This is a genomic window from Halomonas saccharevitans (assembly GCF_900116405.1).
Taxonomy (GTDB): Bacteria; Pseudomonadota; Gammaproteobacteria; order Pseudomonadales; family Halomonadaceae; genus Halomonas; species Halomonas saccharevitans.
The window spans coordinates 1-17553 of the sequence record NZ_FPAQ01000050.1 but is presented as its reverse complement, the minus strand read 5'-3'; the positions used below and the strand labels follow the sequence as shown (position 1 = coordinate 17553).

At 66.7% G+C, this 17553-nt stretch carries 16 protein-coding genes and 1 pseudogene; 8 read left to right on the top strand and 9 right to left on the bottom strand.

Annotated features, from left to right (window positions below; genetic code table 11):
• Together BM388_RS16115 and BM388_RS16110 are read left to right on the top strand one after the other, a co-directional pair.
• Positions 1-340 (top strand): annotated as a pseudogene (locus tag BM388_RS16115) (integrase core domain-containing protein); the annotation flags it as partial.
• A gap of 575 nt (positions 341-915) precedes the next feature.
• The gene (locus BM388_RS16110; protein ID WP_089852031.1) at positions 916-2385 is read left to right on the top strand and encodes a DUF3360 family protein; all 1470 of its coding nucleotides are present in this window, start codon (positions 916-918) and stop codon (positions 2383-2385) included.
• Between the two features lie 108 nt (positions 2386-2493).
• On the opposite strand, the gene BM388_RS16105 is transcribed toward BM388_RS16110, so the two are convergent.
• From BM388_RS16105 to BM388_RS16090, 4 genes are all read right to left on the bottom strand, one after another.
• Positions 2494-5370 carry a valine--tRNA ligase gene (locus tag BM388_RS16105; RefSeq protein WP_089852029.1) on the bottom strand — a complete coding sequence of 959 codons (2877 nt, stop codon included), beginning with the start codon at positions 5368-5370 and terminating at the stop codon, positions 2494-2496.
• Positions 5371-5495: 125 nt separating this feature from the next.
• On the bottom strand, positions 5496-5933 hold the full coding sequence (locus tag BM388_RS16100; protein WP_089852027.1) for a DNA polymerase III subunit chi: 438 nt from the start codon (positions 5931-5933) through the stop codon (positions 5496-5498).
• A gap of 192 nt (positions 5934-6125) precedes the next feature.
• Positions 6126-7226 carry a branched-chain amino acid aminotransferase gene (locus BM388_RS16095; RefSeq protein WP_089852026.1) on the bottom strand — a complete coding sequence of 367 codons (1101 nt, stop codon included), beginning with the start codon at positions 7224-7226 and terminating at the stop codon, positions 6126-6128.
• A 146-nt stretch (positions 7227-7372) separates the two neighbouring features.
• Positions 7373-8893: a leucyl aminopeptidase gene (locus BM388_RS16090; protein WP_089852025.1), complete on the bottom strand. Its 1521-nt coding sequence runs from the start codon at positions 8891-8893 to the stop codon at positions 7373-7375.
• Between the two features lie 152 nt (positions 8894-9045).
• Between BM388_RS16090 and lptF the strand changes: the two genes are divergently transcribed.
• From lptF to bfr, 5 genes are all read left to right on the top strand, one after another.
• Positions 9046-10128, top strand: a complete 1083-nt coding sequence (gene lptF / locus BM388_RS16085; RefSeq protein ID WP_175535132.1) for an LPS export ABC transporter permease LptF — start codon at positions 9046-9048, stop codon at positions 10126-10128.
• Positions 10125-11189: an LPS export ABC transporter permease LptG gene (gene lptG / locus BM388_RS16080; protein ID WP_089852021.1), complete on the top strand. Its 1065-nt coding sequence runs from the start codon at positions 10125-10127 to the stop codon at positions 11187-11189. The genes lptF and lptG overlap by 4 nt, the downstream gene beginning before the upstream one ends.
• Before the next feature lie 11 nt (positions 11190-11200).
• Positions 11201-11674 (top strand): RDD family protein, encoded by a 474-nt coding sequence (locus BM388_RS16075; RefSeq protein WP_089852019.1) that lies wholly within the window; start codon positions 11201-11203, stop codon positions 11672-11674.
• Between the two features lie 118 nt (positions 11675-11792).
• Positions 11793-11999: a (2Fe-2S)-binding protein gene (locus BM388_RS16070; protein ID WP_089852017.1), complete on the top strand. Its 207-nt coding sequence runs from the start codon at positions 11793-11795 to the stop codon at positions 11997-11999.
• Positions 12000-12154: 155 nt separating this feature from the next.
• A complete protein-coding gene (bfr, locus tag BM388_RS16065) occupies positions 12155-12637 on the top strand; it encodes a bacterioferritin (RefSeq protein WP_089852016.1) in 483 nt (160 codons plus the stop codon).
• Positions 12638-12721: 84 nt separating this feature from the next.
• Here the strand turns inward: bfr and BM388_RS16060 are convergent, their stop codons facing one another.
• The 4 genes from BM388_RS16060 to BM388_RS16045 form a co-directional block, all read right to left on the bottom strand.
• Complete coding sequence (locus BM388_RS16060) at positions 12722-12946, bottom strand: DUF1653 domain-containing protein (protein WP_089852014.1); 225 nt, start codon at positions 12944-12946, stop codon at positions 12722-12724.
• A gap of 55 nt (positions 12947-13001) precedes the next feature.
• Positions 13002-13832: a tRNA cyclic N6-threonylcarbamoyladenosine(37) synthase TcdA gene (gene tcdA / locus BM388_RS16055; RefSeq protein ID WP_089852012.1), complete on the bottom strand. Its 831-nt coding sequence runs from the start codon at positions 13830-13832 to the stop codon at positions 13002-13004.
• A gap of 4 nt (positions 13833-13836) precedes the next feature.
• Positions 13837-14586, bottom strand: a complete 750-nt coding sequence (locus tag BM388_RS16050; RefSeq protein WP_089852010.1) for a pseudouridine synthase — start codon at positions 14584-14586, stop codon at positions 13837-13839.
• Between the two features lie 117 nt (positions 14587-14703).
• On the bottom strand, positions 14704-15180 hold the full coding sequence (locus BM388_RS16045; RefSeq protein WP_089852009.1) for a peroxiredoxin: 477 nt from the start codon (positions 15178-15180) through the stop codon (positions 14704-14706).
• Positions 15181-15475: 295 nt separating this feature from the next.
• Between BM388_RS16045 and aceK the strand changes: the two genes are divergently transcribed.
• Positions 15476-17221: a bifunctional isocitrate dehydrogenase kinase/phosphatase gene (gene aceK, locus BM388_RS16040; protein ID WP_089852008.1), complete on the top strand. Its 1746-nt coding sequence runs from the start codon at positions 15476-15478 to the stop codon at positions 17219-17221.
• A 180-nt stretch (positions 17222-17401) separates the two neighbouring features.
• On the opposite strand, the gene BM388_RS16035 is transcribed toward aceK, so the two are convergent.
• The coding region (locus BM388_RS16035; RefSeq protein ID WP_175535131.1) for a transposase at positions 17402-17553 on the bottom strand (152 nt) is incomplete at its 5' end.

Here is a 17553-nt window from a genome sequence, read left to right as displayed (position 1 = left end):
CTTCACTCGGGCCGGTGAGCGAAAGCCCAGCGGGAACCATGCATTTGACCAAGAGTGCCAGGCCGATGGTATCGAACATCGTCTGATCAAGCCGGGAAGGCCGCAGACGAACGGCATGGTGGAGCGCTTCAATGGCCGCATCAGCGATGTGCTAGCGACAAGGCGCTATACCTCAGGAGAAGATCTGGAGCAGACGCTGAAACGCTATACGTGGCTATACAATCACCACATTCCCCAGAAGGCGCTGCACCATCAATCACCGATTGCGGTGATGAAGGAATGGCAGGCCAAGCGACCTGAGTTATTTACCAAGCGGGTGGTCAATCACACGGGACCCGACACCTACCAGCCTTCCGCTGACAGCCCCAACCTTCAGCCCTGCAAAATCTGCGAATGGCCTATCTCAGCCGTGAATCCGGTCATGTGCGGGAATTGCGGTCACAACTATGCCGAGGACCGAGCGATTCAGGCAGAGCGGGAGCGGCGAACCCGAGAGACCCTGTTCTACGCCGCCATGATTTTGCTCGCCCTTGGCGTTGGAGTTGCCACATACGTTTCCGGCCGCACCTCGCTGAGCCTTATCGAGGCGCTCGTCGCCACCGGGATGTCGGGCATCTTGCTGTGGAGTGGCTGGTGCTGGCTGCGAGCCTGGGGAGCAGTCAAGTGGCAGAGGCTTACGAAGAGCTGGAAAGAGTGAAGAGCCAGCCTCTCGGCCAGCTCCTTAAGCGAGCTACCGGCAGAGCTGCTTGCGCGCCGTCATTTTGAAATCACCATTTCACTAACCCGGCCCGCTATAGCTCTCTTCAACTCGCCATATCCCACATTATCGTACGGATACCCTTGGAATTATCTTGGGGAAGGACAAGTGGGCGAGCTTTTTTTCGCCATTCTCTGTCTCCACCCGCAAGTGAGCCCATGACCGACACCCACGACGAGTATCGCCAACGCCGCAAGCCACGCTCGGCCTTCGCCTCCCGGGCCGACTACCTGGAGCATGAGCTGCAGAGCATGGCGCCGCGGCGCTGGCGCCCCAACCTGCCGGGGCGCGACTACCGCTTCGAAATCGAGGACTGGGTGCCGGCCATGGCGGCCACCATCGGCAAGATCGTGATGGTCGCCGCCATCGTCGCCGCCTTCGCCGGCCAGCTTGGCCTCTCCGACGAGTTCGTCATCGAGAACGTCCGCTACGAGATGCTGATCGCCGCGGTGCTGTTCGTGGTGCTGGTCTCGGGCTTCCTCAATCCGACCAGCAATCTGGCCGGCACCCACGGGCCCTTGATCCCGCTGGTGCCGCTGATCGTGGCCTCGGGCGGACACCCCATGGCGCTGGGCCTGATGATCGGCGGTCTGGGCTTTTTGCTGGGCATCAGCAAGGGCGGCAGCCTGCTGGCCCGGCTGACCGGCAACGGGGTCTGCGGCGGCCTGCTGCTCTACCTGGGCTTCATTGGCATCAGCGGCCAGATCGAGAGCCTGTTCGCCTGGGCCGAAGGCTTCGACATGGCCTACCTGGCGTTCGTGGTGATCATCGCCACGATCCTCATGTACGCCTATCTGGAGCACGTCCAGATGCGCTGGCTGGCGATTCCGCTGGGGGCCCTGCTGGCCGGCGTGCTGTCGTTCGCGATGGGCGCGCCCTTCGAGTTCACCACCGAGCCGGGGATGCCCAACCTGAACCCGCTTTACTGGTGGGGAGAAGACACCGGCTGGCAGCTGGGCCTGCCGTCCTTCCATCACTTCGTCGCCGTGGCGCCCTTCGCGGTGCTGGCGGTGGCCATGTGGTCGCCGGACTTCGTCGGTCATCGGGTCTTCCAGCAGCTCAACTACCCGCCGAAGACCGACCGGGTGGTGATGAACATGGACGACACCATGGTCACCGCCTCGGCCCGCCAGGTGGCCGGCAGCCTCCTGGGCGGTGGCAACATCAGCTCCTCCTGGGGCACCTACATCGTGCCGGCGGCGATCGCCCGTCGCCCGATCCCCGCTGGGGCGGTGCTGACCGGCCTGCTGTGCGTGGTGGCCGCCCTCTGGGGCTATCCGATGGACCTGGCGGTGTGGCAGCCGGTGCTCAGCGTAGCGCTGATGGTCGGGGTCTACGTGCCGCTGCTGGAGGCGGGCATGCAGATGACCCGCAAGGGCAAGACCACCCAGTCCGCGGCGGTGGTGATCTTCTCCTCCGCGCTGGTCAATCCGGTGTTCGGCTGGTCGCTGACGGTGCTGCTGGACAATCTCGGGCTGATCGGCTGCAAGGAGCGTGGCAAGGAGCTGGGCCACATGGGGCGCTGGATCATCCCCGGCGTGGTGTTCGCGGTCCTCTGCACGGTGATGGCGGGCATCGGGATGTTCCCGGGCGTGCCGGCGCTGTGGGAGAGCTTCCGCGGACTGTGATCCCAGGCGTTGCACAACGAAAGGGGCCGGGCGCTTAGCGCCCGGCCCCTTTGCCGTCTGGGGTCGCGCTCCGTGGGATCGCGACCCGTTGGGTTGTGGCTTGCCTTATCAGAGCGCTTCGATCTTCGCGCGCTGCTCGACCAGCAGCCGGCGCGCGGCCTCGAAGTCGGCGAGCTTGGCGCGCTCCTTCTCGACCACTGCGGCCGGCGCCTTGGCGACGAAGCTCTCGTTGCCGAGCTTCTTCTCGATGCCGCCGATCAGCTTCTCCTGCTTGTCGATCTCCTTGGCCAGGCGCGCCAGTTCGGCGTCCTTGTCGATCAGGTCGGCCATGGGTACCAGCACCTCCATCTCGCCGACCAGCTGGGTCGCCGAGAGCGGCGCCTTGGCGGGGTCGTCGAGCCACTCGACGCGCTCTAGCTTGGCCAGCTTGGAGAGGAACAGGCGGTTGGCCGCCAGGCGCTCGGCGTCTTCCGGCCCGCCCTTGGTGAGCAGCGCCTCCAGCGGCTTTCCCGGGGCGATGTTCATCTCGGCGCGGATGTTGCGCACGGCCACGATCACGCCCTTGAGCCACTCGATGTCGCGGGTCGCGCGTTCGTCGACCAGGGTCTCGTCGGCCAGCGGCCAGGGCTGGTTCATGATCGAGCCGCTCTCTTCTGAGCCGCCCTCGGCCGAGAGGGTGCCGGCCAGCGGCGCGACGCGCTGCCAGATCTCCTCGGAGATGAAGGGCATCATCGGGTGGGCCAGGCGCAGGATCGCCTCGAGCACCCGCACCAGGGTCTGGCGGGTACCGCGCTTGGCCGCGGCGCTGGCGCCCTCGTCCCACAGCACCGGCTTGGAGAGCTCCAGGTACCAGTCGCAGTACTCGTTCCAGACGAAGTCATAGAGCGCCTGGGAGGCGTGGTCGAAGCGGAACTCCTCCATCGCCCGGGTCACCTGGGTCTCGGTCTGCTGCAGGCGCGAGACGATCCAGCGGTCGGCCAGCGACAGCTCGACCTCGCCGTCGCTTTTGTTTCCAAGTTCAAGGCCGGTGTCCTGGCCCTCGGCGTTCATCAGCACGTAGCGCGAGGCGTTCCACAGCTTGTTGCAGAAGTTGCGGTAGCCGTCCAGGCGGCCCATGTCGAACTTGATGTCGCGCCCGGTGGTGGCCTGGGAGAGGAAGGTGAAGCGCAGGGCGTCGGTGCCGTGGGGCTCGATGCCCTCGGGGAACTCGGCGCGGGTGGCCTTGGCGATCGCCTTGGCCTTCTGCGGCTGCATCATGTTGCCGGTGCGCTTGTCCACCAGGGTGTCGAGGGAGATGCCGTCGATCAGGTCGATGGGATCGAGCACGTTGCCCTTGGACTTGGACATCTTCTGGCCCTGGCCGTCGCGCACCAGGCCGTGCACGTAGACCTGCCGGAAGGGCACTTCGCCGGTGAACTTGAGCGTCATCATGATCATCCGGGCGACCCAGAAGAAGATGATGTCGAAGCCGGTGACCAGCACGCTCGTCGGGTGGAAGGTGGCCAGTTCCGGGGTCTGCTCGGGCCAGCCCAAGGTACCGAAGGTCCAGAGCCCGGAGCTGAACCAGGTGTCCAGCACGTCCTCGTCCTGAGTCAGTTCGAGGTCGGCGGGCAGGCCGTGCTTCTCGCGGGCCTCGGCCTCGCTCCTGGCCACGTAGACATTGCCCTCGGCGTCGTACCAGGCGGGGATGCGGTGGCCCCACCAGAGCTGGCGCGAGATGCACCAGTCCTGGAGGTCGCGCATCCAGGCGAAGTACATGTTCTCGTAGTTCTTCGGCACGAACTCGATGTCGCCGTTCTCGACGGCCTCGATGGCCGGCTTGGCCAGCTCCTCCACGGCGACGAACCACTGGTCGGTGAGCAGCGGCTCGATGACGTCGCCGGAGCGATCGCCGTAGGGCAGGGTGTTGCTGACCGTCTCCACCTGCTCGAGCAGGCCGGCGGCGTCCATGTCGGCGACGATGCGCTCACGGGCCTCGAAGCGACCCAGGCCCGCGTAGGCGGTGGGCAGGCTCGGATCGACGTCGGCAAGCGGCCGGCCCTGGAGGTCGAAGACCTCGGCGCGCTCGAGGACGGCGGCGTCCTGGGTGAAGACGTTGATCAGCGGAAGCCCGCAGCGCTTGCCGACCTCGTAGTCGTTGAAGTCGTGGGCCGGGGTGATCTTCACGCAGCCCGAGCCTTTCTCCATGTCGGCGTGCTCGTCGGCCACCACTGGGATGCGACGGCCGACCAGCGGCAGTTCGACGAACTTGCCGACCAGCGAGGCGTAGCGCGGATCCTCGGGGTTGACCGCCACGGCGCTGTCGCCGAGCAGGGTCTCGGGGCGGGTGGTGGCGACCACCAGGTAGCCGAGGCCCGCGTCGGTGGTGACGCCGTCGGCCAGCGGGTAGCGGAAGTGCCAGAAGCTGCCCTGCTGGTCGCGGTTCTCCACCTCCAGGTCGGAGATGGCGGTGTGCAGGGTCGGGTCCCAGTTGACCAGCCGCTTGCCGCGGTAGATCAGGTCGTCTTCATGGAGGCGGACGAAGACCTCCTGCACGGCCTTGTAGAAGCCGTCGTCCATGGTGAAGCGTTCGCGGCTCCAGTCGACGCTGGCCCCCATGCGGCGCAGCTGACGGGTGATCTCGCCGCCGGACTCCTGCTTCCACTCCCAGATCTTGTCGGTGAAGGCCTCGCGCCCGAGATCGTGGCGGCTCTTGCCCTCTTCCGCGGCGACCTTGCGCTCGACCAGCATCTGGGTGGCGATGCCGGCGTGGTCGGTGCCGATCTGCCACAGGGTGTTGCGCCCCTGCATCCGCCGCCAGCGGGTCAGGGTGTCCATGATGGTGTCCTGGAAGGCGTGGCCCATGTGCAGGCTGCCGGTGACGTTGGGCGGCGGGATCATGATGGAGAAGGGCTCGCCCTCGCCTGCGGGGGCGAAGCGGTTGTCGGCCTCCCAGCGCTCGTACCAGCGGGTTTCGATCTGCTCGGGTTGGTAGGTCTTGTCCATGGGGGCTTCCGGCTGTTCAGGGTGGCGTCGAGGCACGGCAAGCCGCGTCTTGGCGGCGCCGCAGGGCGCGAAAAATGGGCTCGATTATAGCCTGCCGAGCGGGCCGGCGTCATGGGCGAGGCGGCTCAGCCCTGGCCGCGCAGGTGGTGCGGGGTGACCGGGTAGCCGCGCTTCTTGTAGGTCTGCCAGCACTCGCGTTTGGCAGTGAGCACGTCCTGGTGCTGGTTGATGATCTCGGCGACCCGCTCGAAGCGCGAGAACCACTCGGGGATGCCCGGGTGCAGGTTGAGCAGCGCCTGAGCGCCGGGCTCCGGCGGGCCCTCCCAGCCGATGGTCACCGGCACCGTCGCCTCCTGGTCGCTGCCCAGCATGGCGTGGGGAAGGTAGGCGTCGGGACGGAAGGTCCAGAGCCGGTCGTCGAGTTCGCGGGCCATGGCCTCGTCCTCGGCGTGCAGGTGCAGTCGGTAGCCCTTGCGGTAGATCGTTTCGGCCAGCCGGCAGGCGAAGCCGAAGCGGGCCTCCAGGGTGGTGTCGGGCAGGATGTAGAAGTCGATGCGGGTCATGGGATCTCGAAGGGGACTGGTGCTCGCTTGCCCGTGCCGGGAAAGTGTCCTCAGCTTCAGGGTGCCGGACTCGCCGGCGGCAGGACCCCGCGAGGGCGCTGTGAACCCATCCCTGGGCGCTACCTTTGCCCTCCATGGCAAAGGACCCTCGCTATGTCCTGCCCCCGGCGGTCAGCGCACGGTTGTCGGGGTTCAGGCGAGTCGGGTCAGCCAGCCGCGGGTGTCTTCGCTGCGGCCGTACTGCAGGTCGAGCAGGCGGGTGCGCAGGCGCTTGGCCACCTCGTTGTCGCCCTCGGCGGCCAGGCGGATGCTGCCGTCCTCGGTGACCAGCTCGCCCACCGGGGTGATCACCGCGGCGGTGCCGCAGGCGAAGACCTCGGTGATCTCGCCGGAGGCCGCGCCCTCGCGCCACTCGTCGATGCTGATCGGCCGCTCCTCCGGTGTCAGCCCCTCGTCGCCGGCCAGGGTCAGCACCGAGTCGCGGGTCACGCCCTCGAGGATGGTGTCGGTGAGGCGCGGGGTGACGATGCGGCCGTCCTTGAAGACGAAGAACAGGTTCATGCCGCCCAGCTCCTCGATCCACGTGTTCTCGGCGGCGTCGAGGAAGGCGACCTGGCTGCAGTCGTGGGCCGCGGCTTCCTTCTGGGCGGCCAGCGAAGCGGCGTAGTTGCCGCCGCACTTGGCGAAGCCGGTACCGCCCGCGGCGGCGCGCTTGTAGTGCGAGGAGAGCCAGATCGAGACCGGCTTCACGCCGCCCTGGAAGTAGGCCGCCGCCGGCGAGGCGATGACGTAGTAGTCGACCTCGTGGGAGGGGCGCACGCCGAGGAAGGTTTCGCTGGCGATCATGAAGGGGCGAAGGTAGAGGCTCGACTCGTCGGTCTCGTCGGTCGGGGTGGGCACCCAGGCCTGGTCACTGGCCAGCAGCGCCTTGAGCGAGTCGATGAAGTCCTCATCGGAGAGTTCCGGCAGCGCCAGGCGACGCGCGCTGCGCCGGAAGCGCTCGGCGTTCTTCTCGGGGCGGAAGGTCCAGACAGAGCCGTCGGCGTGGCGGTAGGCCTTGACCCCCTCGAAGATCTCCTGGCCGTAATGGAGCACGGCGGCGGCGGGATCCAGGGTCAGCGGACCGTAGGGGCGCACCTCGTGGCCATGCCAGCCGTCGTCGAGGGTCCAGCGCACATGGGCCATGTGATCGGTGAAGTAGCGACCGAAGCCGGGGTTGGCGAGGATCTGTTCACGGATCTGCGGCGCGGTCGGCTGGGTCGTGGACAGCACGGAAAAGCGTTCGGTGGACACGGCGAGGGGTCTCCGCTTCTGGCGGGGCGCCGTCGGGCGCCCTCGGCACGAAAAAGGGAACCGGGCCGGCAAGGGCCCGGTGCATGAAAGTCGTCACCTCACATGAAAAGGTCCGCGTGGGGAAAAGGCAACCCCGTTGGCGGCGATCAGTCGTCCGCGACCTCGACCTCGCCGTCGGCCTCGCGGTCCAGCAGGTACTGGGTCAGAAGGCCGACGGGACGACCGCTGGCCCCCTTCTGCTTGCCGGAGGTCCAGGCCGTGCCGGCGATGTCCAGGTGCGCCCAGGGGAACTTGTCGGCGAAGCGAGAGAGGAAGCAGGCGGCGGTGATGGTGCCGGCCGGGCGGCCGCCGATGTTCGCCAGGTCGGCGAAGTTGGAGGAGAGCTGCTCCTGGTACTCGTCCCACAGCGGCAGGTGCCAGGCGCGGTCCCAGGCGGTCTCGCCGGCGTCCAGGATGTCCAGCGCTAGGTCGTCATCGTTGGACAGCAGGCCGGTGGCGTGGTGGCCCAGGGCGATGATCGCCGCGCCGGTCAGGGTGGCGATGTCGACGACGCTGGCCGGCTCGAAGCGCTCGGCGTAGGTCAGGGCGTCGCACAGCACCAGGCGGCCCTCGGCGTCGGTGTTGAGCACCTCGACGGAGAGGCCCTTGAGCGTCTGGATGATGTCGCCGGGCTTGGTGGCGCGGCCGTCGGGCATGTTCTCGGCGGCGGCGACGATGGCCACCAGGTTGATCCTGGGCTTGATGGCGAGCACAGAGGTGACGGTGCCGAACACGCTGGCGGCGCCGCACATGTCGAACTTCATCTCGTCCATGCCTTCGCCGGGCTTGAGCGAAATGCCGCCGGTGTCGAAGGTGATGCCCTTGCCGACCAGCACGTGGGGAGCCTCGTCGGCCTCCTCGGCGCCCTGGTAGCGCATGACGATCAGCCGCGAGGGCTCGGCGCTGCCGCGACCCACGGAAAGCAGGCTGTGGGCGCCGAGTTCTTCCAGCGCCGCCTCGTCGAGGATCTCGGCGGTCAGCTCGCCGCCGGATTCGGCGGCCAGCCGCTCGGCGCGCTCGGCCAGGTAGCTCGGCGTGCAGACGTTGCCCGGCAGGTTGCCCAGGGTGCGGGTGGTGGCCACGCCCTGGCCGATGGCATCACCCACGTGCGCACCCCGGCGGGCCGCGTCGGCGTCACCCTGCTCGCTGATCAGCAGGGTGACCTTCTCCAGGCTCGGGGCGGGCGCCTTCTCGGACTTGAAGTCGTCGAAGCGGTAGACGGCGCGATGGGTGGCCTCGGCGACCATGCGGGCCTTCCAGTCGCAGCCGCGGTCGGCGACCGGCACGTCGGTGAAGGCCACGGCGACGTCCTCGGCGGGCAGCGGCGCGATCGCGGTAAAGACGGCGTCCACGGCCTTGCGGAAGGCGCCTTCCTGGCACTTGCCGCGCTCGCCCAGTCCCACCAGCATCAGTCGGTCCGTGTTGAGGCCCGGGGCGAAGGGCACCATCAGGACATTGCCGAGCGTGGCCTCGAAATCGCCGCGCTCGATCAGTTGGCCGATCAGCCGCTCGCTGGCGTTGTCGAGCTTGGCGGCGGCGGGCAACAGCTCACCGTCCTTGAATACCGGGACCACGAGACAGGCCGTCTCGACCTTGGCGGGATTGGCCGTCTGAACGGGGAATTCCATGGAGTCTCCACAAGACAAGCTTTGGGGTTACAAGCGATGGGGGATTCTGGATAATGCCGGCACGTTGCCGAGTCATTCCAGTGTACCCAAGGCAAGGCGTCATTGCATGGAAGATGGCCGGGCACCAGGGGGTGTCCAGCCAGGAGACAACGTTGATCATATTCCGTTACCTGACCCGCGAAATCCTGCTGACCATGTCCGCCGTGGCCGGCGTTTTATTGCTGGTGATCATGGGCAGCCGCTTCATCCGCTACTTCTCCAACGCGGCGGAAGGGGAGATCCCGGTGAGCATCCTCGGCACGTTGATGCTCTTTCACCTGCCGGGCTTTCTCGAGCTGATTCTGCCGCTGGCCTTCTTCCTGGGCATCCTGCTGGCCTACGGGCAGCTCTATCTCAACAGCGAGATCACCGTGCTGGTGGCCTGCGGCACGAGTCCCCATCGCCTGCTGCAGGTCAGCCTGGTGCCGGCGACTCTGGTGGCGATTCTGGTCGGCATCTGCAGCCTGTGGCTGACCCCGGCGGGCGCTCTGCACAACGAGGTAATGCTCGAGGAGCAGCGCAGCCAGCTCGACTTCACGGCCTTGGCGCCGGGACGCTTCCAGGACTTCGGCGGCGGTCGCACGGCCTACACCGAGGGCTTCAACGACGACGGCACGCGTATGCAGGAGGTCTTCATCAGCGAGCGCCAGTCGCGCAGCGACACGACCCCCGAAAGCGTGGTGACCCGGGCGCGAAGTGGCTATCAGACCGTCGATGAGGAGACCGGCAGCCGTTTCCTGGTACTGGAAGAGGGCGAGCGCTACAGCGTCGACCCCGGCCGCGCCGAGGCCGAGCGCCTCGAGTTCGGCACCTACGCCGTGCGTCTCTCCGGGGCCGCCCAGAGCCCCGAACTCGATTCCCCCGAGTACGCCACCACCGCCGCACTGTTCGGCGCCGAGGCACTGCCGGCCATGGCCCAGTTGCAGTGGCGCCTCGGCCTGCCGCTGATGGTCTTTATCCTGACCCTGCTGGCCATGCCGCTGTCGCGGGTCAATCCGCGCCAGGGGCGCTTCTCCAAGCTGCTGCCGGCGATCTTCCTCTACGTGGCCTACCTCAGCCTGCTGCTGGCGGCGTTGGACGCCATCGGCCGCGGCAGCTGGCCGGTGGCGATCGGGATGTGGCCGATCCACGGCGGCTTTCTGGCCATTGGCCTGGCCATGATGGCCAGGGCCCAGCGCAAGGGAATGAGCGGATGATTACCGACCGTCTCGATCGCTACATCGCCCGCAACGTGCTGGGCGCCATCCTCGTCGTGCAGGTCGTTCTGCTGGGGTTGGACCTGGTGATCACCTACATCAACGACCTCGGCGACGTCGAGGGCGACTACGGCGCCCTCCAGGTGCTGTTCTACCTGCTGATGCGCCTGCCCTGGCGCTTCTATCAGTATGCGCCGGTGGGGGTGCTGATCGGTGCGCTGATTGGCCTGGGCAGCATGGCCTCGAGCAATGAGCTGACCGTGATGCGCGCCGCCGGTCGCTCCCTGGTGCGCATCCTCTGGGGGGTGATGAAGCCGATCATCCTGGTCATTCTGGTGGTGCTGACCATCGCCGAGTTCGTCAGCCCGCGCACAGAGCAGTTCGCCAGCGCCTGGCGCCTCGAGCAGATGCAGGGCGAGGGGGCGCTGCTCACCCAGCGGGGCGGCTGGCAGCGCGAGGGGGACGACGTCTATCGCTTCGGCGCCATCCGCGCCGACGACACCGTGCTCGACCTGACCCGCTATCGCTTCGAGGGCCGCACGCTCACCGAGGCGCTGAGCGCCCGCCAGGCGGTCTGGCAGGATGATCACTGGCAGCTCAGGCAGGTCGCCGTGACCCGTTTCGACGAGGGGCGCACCGAGGCTCGGCACCACGATACCCTGCCCTGGGAGACGAGCATGACCCCCGCGCAGCTCGACCGGCTGCTGCGCGACGTCGAGACTCAGGCCCCCAGCGAGCTGTGGAACTACGCTCGCTATCTGCGCGAGCAGGGACAGCAGGCGACCCAGCCACTGCTCTATTTCTGGCAGAAGATGCTGATGCCGCTGACCATGGCCTCGCTGGTGCTGGTGGCGGCCTCCTTCGTGTTCGGTCCCCTGCGCACCGTGGCCGCCGGCACCCGGGTCTTCTACGGGGTGATCGTCGGCCTCTCCTTCAAGTACCTTCAGGACCTGCTGGGGCCGGCGTCGACGGTGTTCGGCTTCTCGCCGGCCTGGGCGGTGCTAGCGCCGACCCTGCTGTGTGCCGGGGTGGGCCTGTACCTATTGCGCCGTACCGGCTGAACGAGGTTTTCATGCAGCGACGTTTCGATCGACTCGATGAAGTCTGGCCGGCCGACCTCGGCCGGCGGCTGGGCGCCATGCTCTACGACGGCCTGCTGGTGATGGCGATCTGGATCGTCATCACCGCGCTGCACCTGGCGGTGGTGCGGCTGGTGCTGGCGGTGCCGGCCGAGCAGGTCGGCCTGGGCGCCGCCCAGGTGCTCTCCCTGCGCCTGCTGATGGCACTCGGGGCCTTCGTGTTCTTCGCCTTCTTCTGGACGCGGGGCGGCATGACCCTGGGCATGCAGGCCTGGCGGCTCAGGGTGCAGACCCTCGATGGCTGCTCGATCACCGCCTTCCAGGCGCTGCAGCGCTTCCTGGTGGCGACCGTCTCGCTGGCGGCCTTCGGCCTCGGATACCTGTGGATCCTCTTCGACGACGAGAAGCGCAGCTGGCCGGACATCGTCTCCGGCACCCGCGTGGTGGTGCTGCCCAAGACCCGCTGAGCGCCTCGGCAGCGTCGGGCCAGAAAACCTGATATCGATCAGATTTTCACCGCACGGCGCTTGCGGTTACCCATGCGAATCATTTACATTCACTTCATGATCAGCGTGAGGTGATGACATGTACGTGTGTCTCTGCAAGAACGTGACCGACCATCGAATTCGCGGCGCCGTCGAGGAGGGCGCACGCAGCTGGCGCGAGGTCCAGCAGCAGACGGGGTGCGCGACCCAGTGCGGCAAGTGTGCCAGCACGGGCAAGGACATCACCCGCGAGGCCATCAAGGCCGAGATGAATAACGCCGCCGAATGGCTCGCTTACGCCGTGTGAAATAAATCGCTATCGTTCGCCTTTGTTTTTACAAGCCCATGATTTGATTGAGTTATCTCTGGCGGTGTCTACACTGTGACGCCACGGGCTAGCCAGGCCGTCGCGCCCATGCCAAGCTGGAATCGTGTACTGACAACCGTGATCGAGGTAATGAGATGAAAGGCGACAGCAAGGTCATCGAGCACCTGAATACTGCGCTCGGCAACGAGCTGGTGGCGATCAACCAGTACTTCCTGCATGCCAAGATGTACAAGGACTGGGGCCTGAAGGCGCTGGCCAAGTGGGAGTACGACGAGTCCATCGAGGAGATGAACCACGCCGACAAGCTGATCGAGCGGATCCTGTTCCTCGAGGGCGTTCCCAACCTGCAGGACCTGGGCAAGCTGCACATCGGCGAGAACGTGCGTGAGATGCTCGAAAGCGACCTCAAGATCGAGCACGAGGGCCGCCAGGACTACATCGAGGCGATCACCTACTGCGAGCAGGTCAAGGACTACGTCAGCCGCGACCTCTTCCGCGACATCCTCGCCGATGAGGAAGATCACATCGATCATATCGAGACCGAGCTGGGTCTGATCGATAAGGTCGGTATCGAGAACTACCTGATGAAGCAGATGCAGGAAGCCGGCGACGAGTAACGCTCTCGCTACGACGGCTCGAGCCGATCACAAAGCGCCCCGTGGCCTGTTGCCACGGGGCGCTTTCGCGTCTGAGGGCCTGGCTTACGGGAAGGCCTTTTCCAGGGCGAAGCGCGGCACCGGCTCGCCCTGCACCTCGACGGTCTCCAGGAACATGTCCAGCGGGCGCGTCCAGAGCCCGTAGTCGCCGTAGAGCGCGCGATAGACCACCAGCGGCTCCTCGGTCTCGCTGTGCCGGGCGACCCCGAGCACCTCGTAGAGCGGACCCTTGTAGTGGCGGTAGATGCCGCGGGGGGCTTTCTTGTCCATGGCAGCGGTTCCTCTGCTGGTGTGATGACCGGGAAGGTGAATCAGTAAGGACGATTCAGGAGGTGGCGGCGGCCTGTTTCGCCAGCCGGCCAAGCACTCGGGAGGCGGCGGTGAAGCCGAAACTGCCGGTGACGAAGGTGGCCGCGCCGAAGCCCGAGGCGCAGTCGAGCCGAGTCGCCTCCCCCTCGCCGGGCTTCTGGAAGCAGACCTCGCCGTCGCTGCCCGGGTAGACCAGCTGCTCGTCGGAGTAGACGCACTCCACCGAGAAGCGCCGCTTGGGATTGCGCGAGAAGCCGAAGTCGCGGCGCAGACGGGCACGCACCTTGGCCAGCAGCGGGTCGTGCTCGGTGCGGGTCAGGTCGGCCACCCGGATGCGGGTGGGATCGGTCTGGCCGCCGGCGGCGCCGGTCACCACGATCGGCAGCTTGCGGCGCTTGCACCAGGCGATCAGCGCCGCCTTGGCGACCACGCTGTCGATGGCATCGACCAGCTGATCGGCATCCTCGGGGATGCGCTGGGCCAGGTTGGTGGGCGTCACGAAGGCGCTGTCGGCCACCACCTCGATGCCCGGCTGGATGGCTCGGCAGCGCTCGGCCAGCACCTCCACCTTGGGGCGACCGATGGTGCCGTCCAGAGCGTGCAGCTGGCGATTGACGTTGGAGACGCAGACGTCGTCCAGGTCGATCAGCGTCAGCTTGCCGATCCCCGAGCGCGCCAGCGCCTCCACCGTCCAGCTGCCCACGCCGCCCACGCCCACCACCACCACGTGGGCGGTGCGGAAGCGCTCGGCGGCTCGCCGGCCATAGAGCCGGCGGATGCCGCCGAAGCGGGCCTCGAAGTCGTCGGGAACGGAAGAGGGCGAAGCGAGCGGGGCGGAATCGGTCATGGCATCACGCTTGAGAGGGGGAGCGGGTCGGGATCGGCAGGTGGCCGGTCCACCCGAATCGTTCGAAGAGGGCCGTCATGGTGGCGTCCAGCGGGCAGTGGAGGTCCAGGCGCTCACCGCTGACCGGATGATCGAGGGCCAGGCCCACGGCGGCCAGCAGCAGGCGGGGACAGGCCAGCTGCTCGGCGAAGAAGCGGTTGTGGTTGCCCTTGCCGTGCTTGGCATCGCCGATGATCGGGTAGCCGCGCCGCGAGAGGTGCCGGCGAATCTGGTGGCGACGGCCGGTGAGGGGGCTCGCCTCCATCAGCGAATAGCGGCTCTGGGGGTAGCGGTCCACGCGCACCGGCAGCTCCACGCTGTCGAGCCGGCGGACCTCGGTCACCGCTTCCATGGCGGGCATCTCCGCCTTGGGCCGGCGGCCATCCTCCTCGCGCAGCGGGTAGTCCAGGCGCTCCTGCGCCGGGCCGACGCCGCGCACCACCGCCAGGTAGCGCTTGCTGACTCGTCGCTCGGTGAAGGCCGCCTGCAGCGACGCCGCGATCTCGGGATTCAGGGCGAAGACGATCACCCCGGAGGTGGGGCGATCCAGGCGGTGCACCGGGTAGACTCGCCGGCCCAGCTGGTTGCGCAGGCGCTGCAGCAGGAACTCGCGCTCGCCGCGGGCAAGCGCGCTGCGGTGCACCAGCAGGCCGGCCGGCTTGTGCACGGCGACCAGGTGGTCATCCTGATAGAGAAGGCTGAGCGGTGGCGTCATCGGAGCATTGGGGCCGGGACAAGGGGGCGCCATTGTCGCCCCCCGGCGCCGCGCTGTCATCCCGGCTGTGCCCGTTCACGCCACGCTCATGCTGTCACGCCCCTGGCGGGCTCGAGCCTAGAGCTTGGCCAGCACGGTCTCGGCGCTGCTCGCCTCGACGCCCTTCTCGTCGATGCCGAGGTACTCCACCACGCCGTCGTTGGCGATCAGGGCGAAGCGCTTGCAGCGCAGGCCCATGCCGCCGCCGGAGGCGTCAAGCTCCATGCCCAGGGCGCGGGTGAACTCGGCGTTGCCGTCGGCCAGCATGGTCATGGCCTGGGCGTTCTGATCCTTCTGCCAGGCATCCAGCACGAAGGCATCGTTCACCGCCATGCAGGCGATGGCATCCACGCCCTTGTCGGAAAGCTTGTCGGCATTGACCACGAAGCCCGGCATGTGGGTGTTGGAGCAGCCCGGTGTGAAGGCGCCGGGCACGGCGAAGAGCACCACCCGCCGGCCGGCGAAGAAGTCGCCGGTAGAGAGGTCCTCGGGGCCCTTGGCGCCGTTGGTCTTGAGGGTGATGTCGGGAATCTTGTCGCCCTTGGCTATCGTCATGGGGTGTTTCCTTGTCTTGAAAGTCGGTCGTTAGGATCGGTCGTCAAGCGTCGTCGCGAAACGCGCGGCATGACATGTCGGCGCGTCGCGGCACGCCGCGAGTCTGCCCCGACAGTGTGGGGGGCTTGCCGGCGGTTCGCCAAGGGGCAAGCCGCCCCTTTCGCCAGGAGCCTCGAGCCACCGGCGCCTTTCGCCTGGATAAGCTCGACGGTCGGCGGGGGACACCACCATGGTCGGCTCGTCTTGCGCGACACGATTCGGCATGCTGAACGCGACTGTTGCCCGGAGCCCGACCATGTCGCATTCGCCCGCCTATCGCCTAGCCGCCACGGTGCTGCACGGCTTCGACGAATATCGCTCGCGCTTCAAGCAGATCACCGACGACGCCAGTCGGCGTTTTCGCGATGCCGCCTGGCGCGAGGCCCAGCGGGCCTCGGCGGAGCGCATCGACCTCTACGACGAGAAGGTCCAGGACACCCTGGTGCGTCTCAGGCGCACCCTCGACGACGAGCAGCTGACCCACTGCGTGTGCTGGCAGGAGGCCCGCGGGCACTATGCCGAGCTGATCGATCAGCGGCTCGACTACGAACTCGCCGAGACCTTCTTCAACTCGATGTTCTGTTCGCTGTTTCACCATCGCCACATCCGCAACGACTGGATGTTCGTCTACAGCTCCCGGGAGCGGGCGGCGCACCATTCCGGCCTCGAACTGTGTCGCCTGCGGCGGGTGCGCGGAGACTGGGCGGAGGGCCTCGCCTGGGCGCTCGGCGAGGCGCGCTTCGAGACGCCCTTCGTCGACCTGGCGCGCGACGTCGAGCTCGGCAGCGAGGTGCTGAGACGGCTGCTGCCCGCGGCCATCCAGGAAGATCCCGAGGCCGAGATCGAGCTGATCAAGAGCGTCTTCTATCGCAACAAGGGCGCCTACCTGGTCGGGCGGGTGCTGGGCGGCGGCGAACAGGTGCCGCTGGTGCTGCCGGTGCTGCACCGCGAGGGCGAGGGGCTGCACCTGGATACGCTGCTGATCGAGCCCGAGGAGGTCTCGATCATCTTCTCCTTCACCCGCGCCTACTTCCAGGTCAAGGTGGTGGTACCCAGCGAGTTCGTGCACTACCTACAGGAGCTGATGCCCGACAAGCCCCAGGGCGAGCTGTATGCCGCCATCGGCTTCTTCAAGCACGGCAAGACCGAGTTCTTCCGCGCCCTGAACCGCCAGGTAGCCCGGCGGGAGGATCAGTTCATCATTGCCCCGGGGGTGCGTGGCATGGTCATGGCCGTGTTCGTGCTGCCCTCCTTTCGCACCGTGTTCAAGATCATCAAGGACCGCTTCGACCCGAGCAAGGAAATGACCGCCGAGAACGTCCGCGACAAGTATCGCCTGGTCAAGCGCCACGACAGGGTAGGGCGCATGGCCGATACCCAGGAATTCTCCAACTTCATCGCCCGCCAGGACCATTTCGATCCCGAGTGCCTGGCGCATTTGCTCGAGGTGGCGCCATCCACCGTCTATCTGCGCGGCGACAAGGTGATCATCAAGCACTGTTATACCGAGCGCATGATGACCCCGCTCAATCTCTACCTGGAGACCTGCGACGAGGCGGAGATCCGGACGGTGCTCAAGGATTACGGCAACGCCATCAAGCAGATGGCCGCCGCCAATATCTTCCCCGGTGACATGCTGCTGAAGAACTTCGGGGTGACTCGCCACGGGCGGGTGATCTTCTACGACTACGACGAGATCACCTATCTCACCGAGTGCCACTTCCGGCACATCCCCGAGCCCATGTATCCGGAGCAGGAACTCGCCGACGAGCCCTGGTACTCGGTGGGACCCAATGATGTGTTCCCCGAGGAATTCGGCCCCTTCCTGTTCGCCGACGTGCGGCTTCGCAGGCTCTTCTTCCAGCTGCATCCGGAACTCTTCGATGCCGACTACTGGAAGGGACTGCAGCAAGCCATACTCGACGGCCGCGTGATCGACGTCTATCCGTATCGCAACAAGCGCCGCTTCGCCGGCGACGATGACAACGGCCTGGTCCATTAGCCGGGTCACCTAGCCTGAATATTGCATCAGTATCGCGAGTTTGGCCTGGCGGGTGAGCAGGCCAGCTCTTCATGCTGGATGGCGCGAGAATCGCTCACTTTTTGATCGATTTCCCGCCTTCAAGACGCACTGCCCCCTACCCCCATTGTTTATCTCGTGCCGGGGACAGCACCCTGCCGGTCATCCCGGCACCAGTTTCTTGATCAGCTTGAGGAAGAGGTCTTGGTCGGGGTAGTGGCTACTCAGCATCAGCCGGACGCGCCGGGTATTGCGGATCACCACGCCACCGATCTTCAGCAACTTCAGGCGCAGGGTGGTGACCTGGGCCGTGG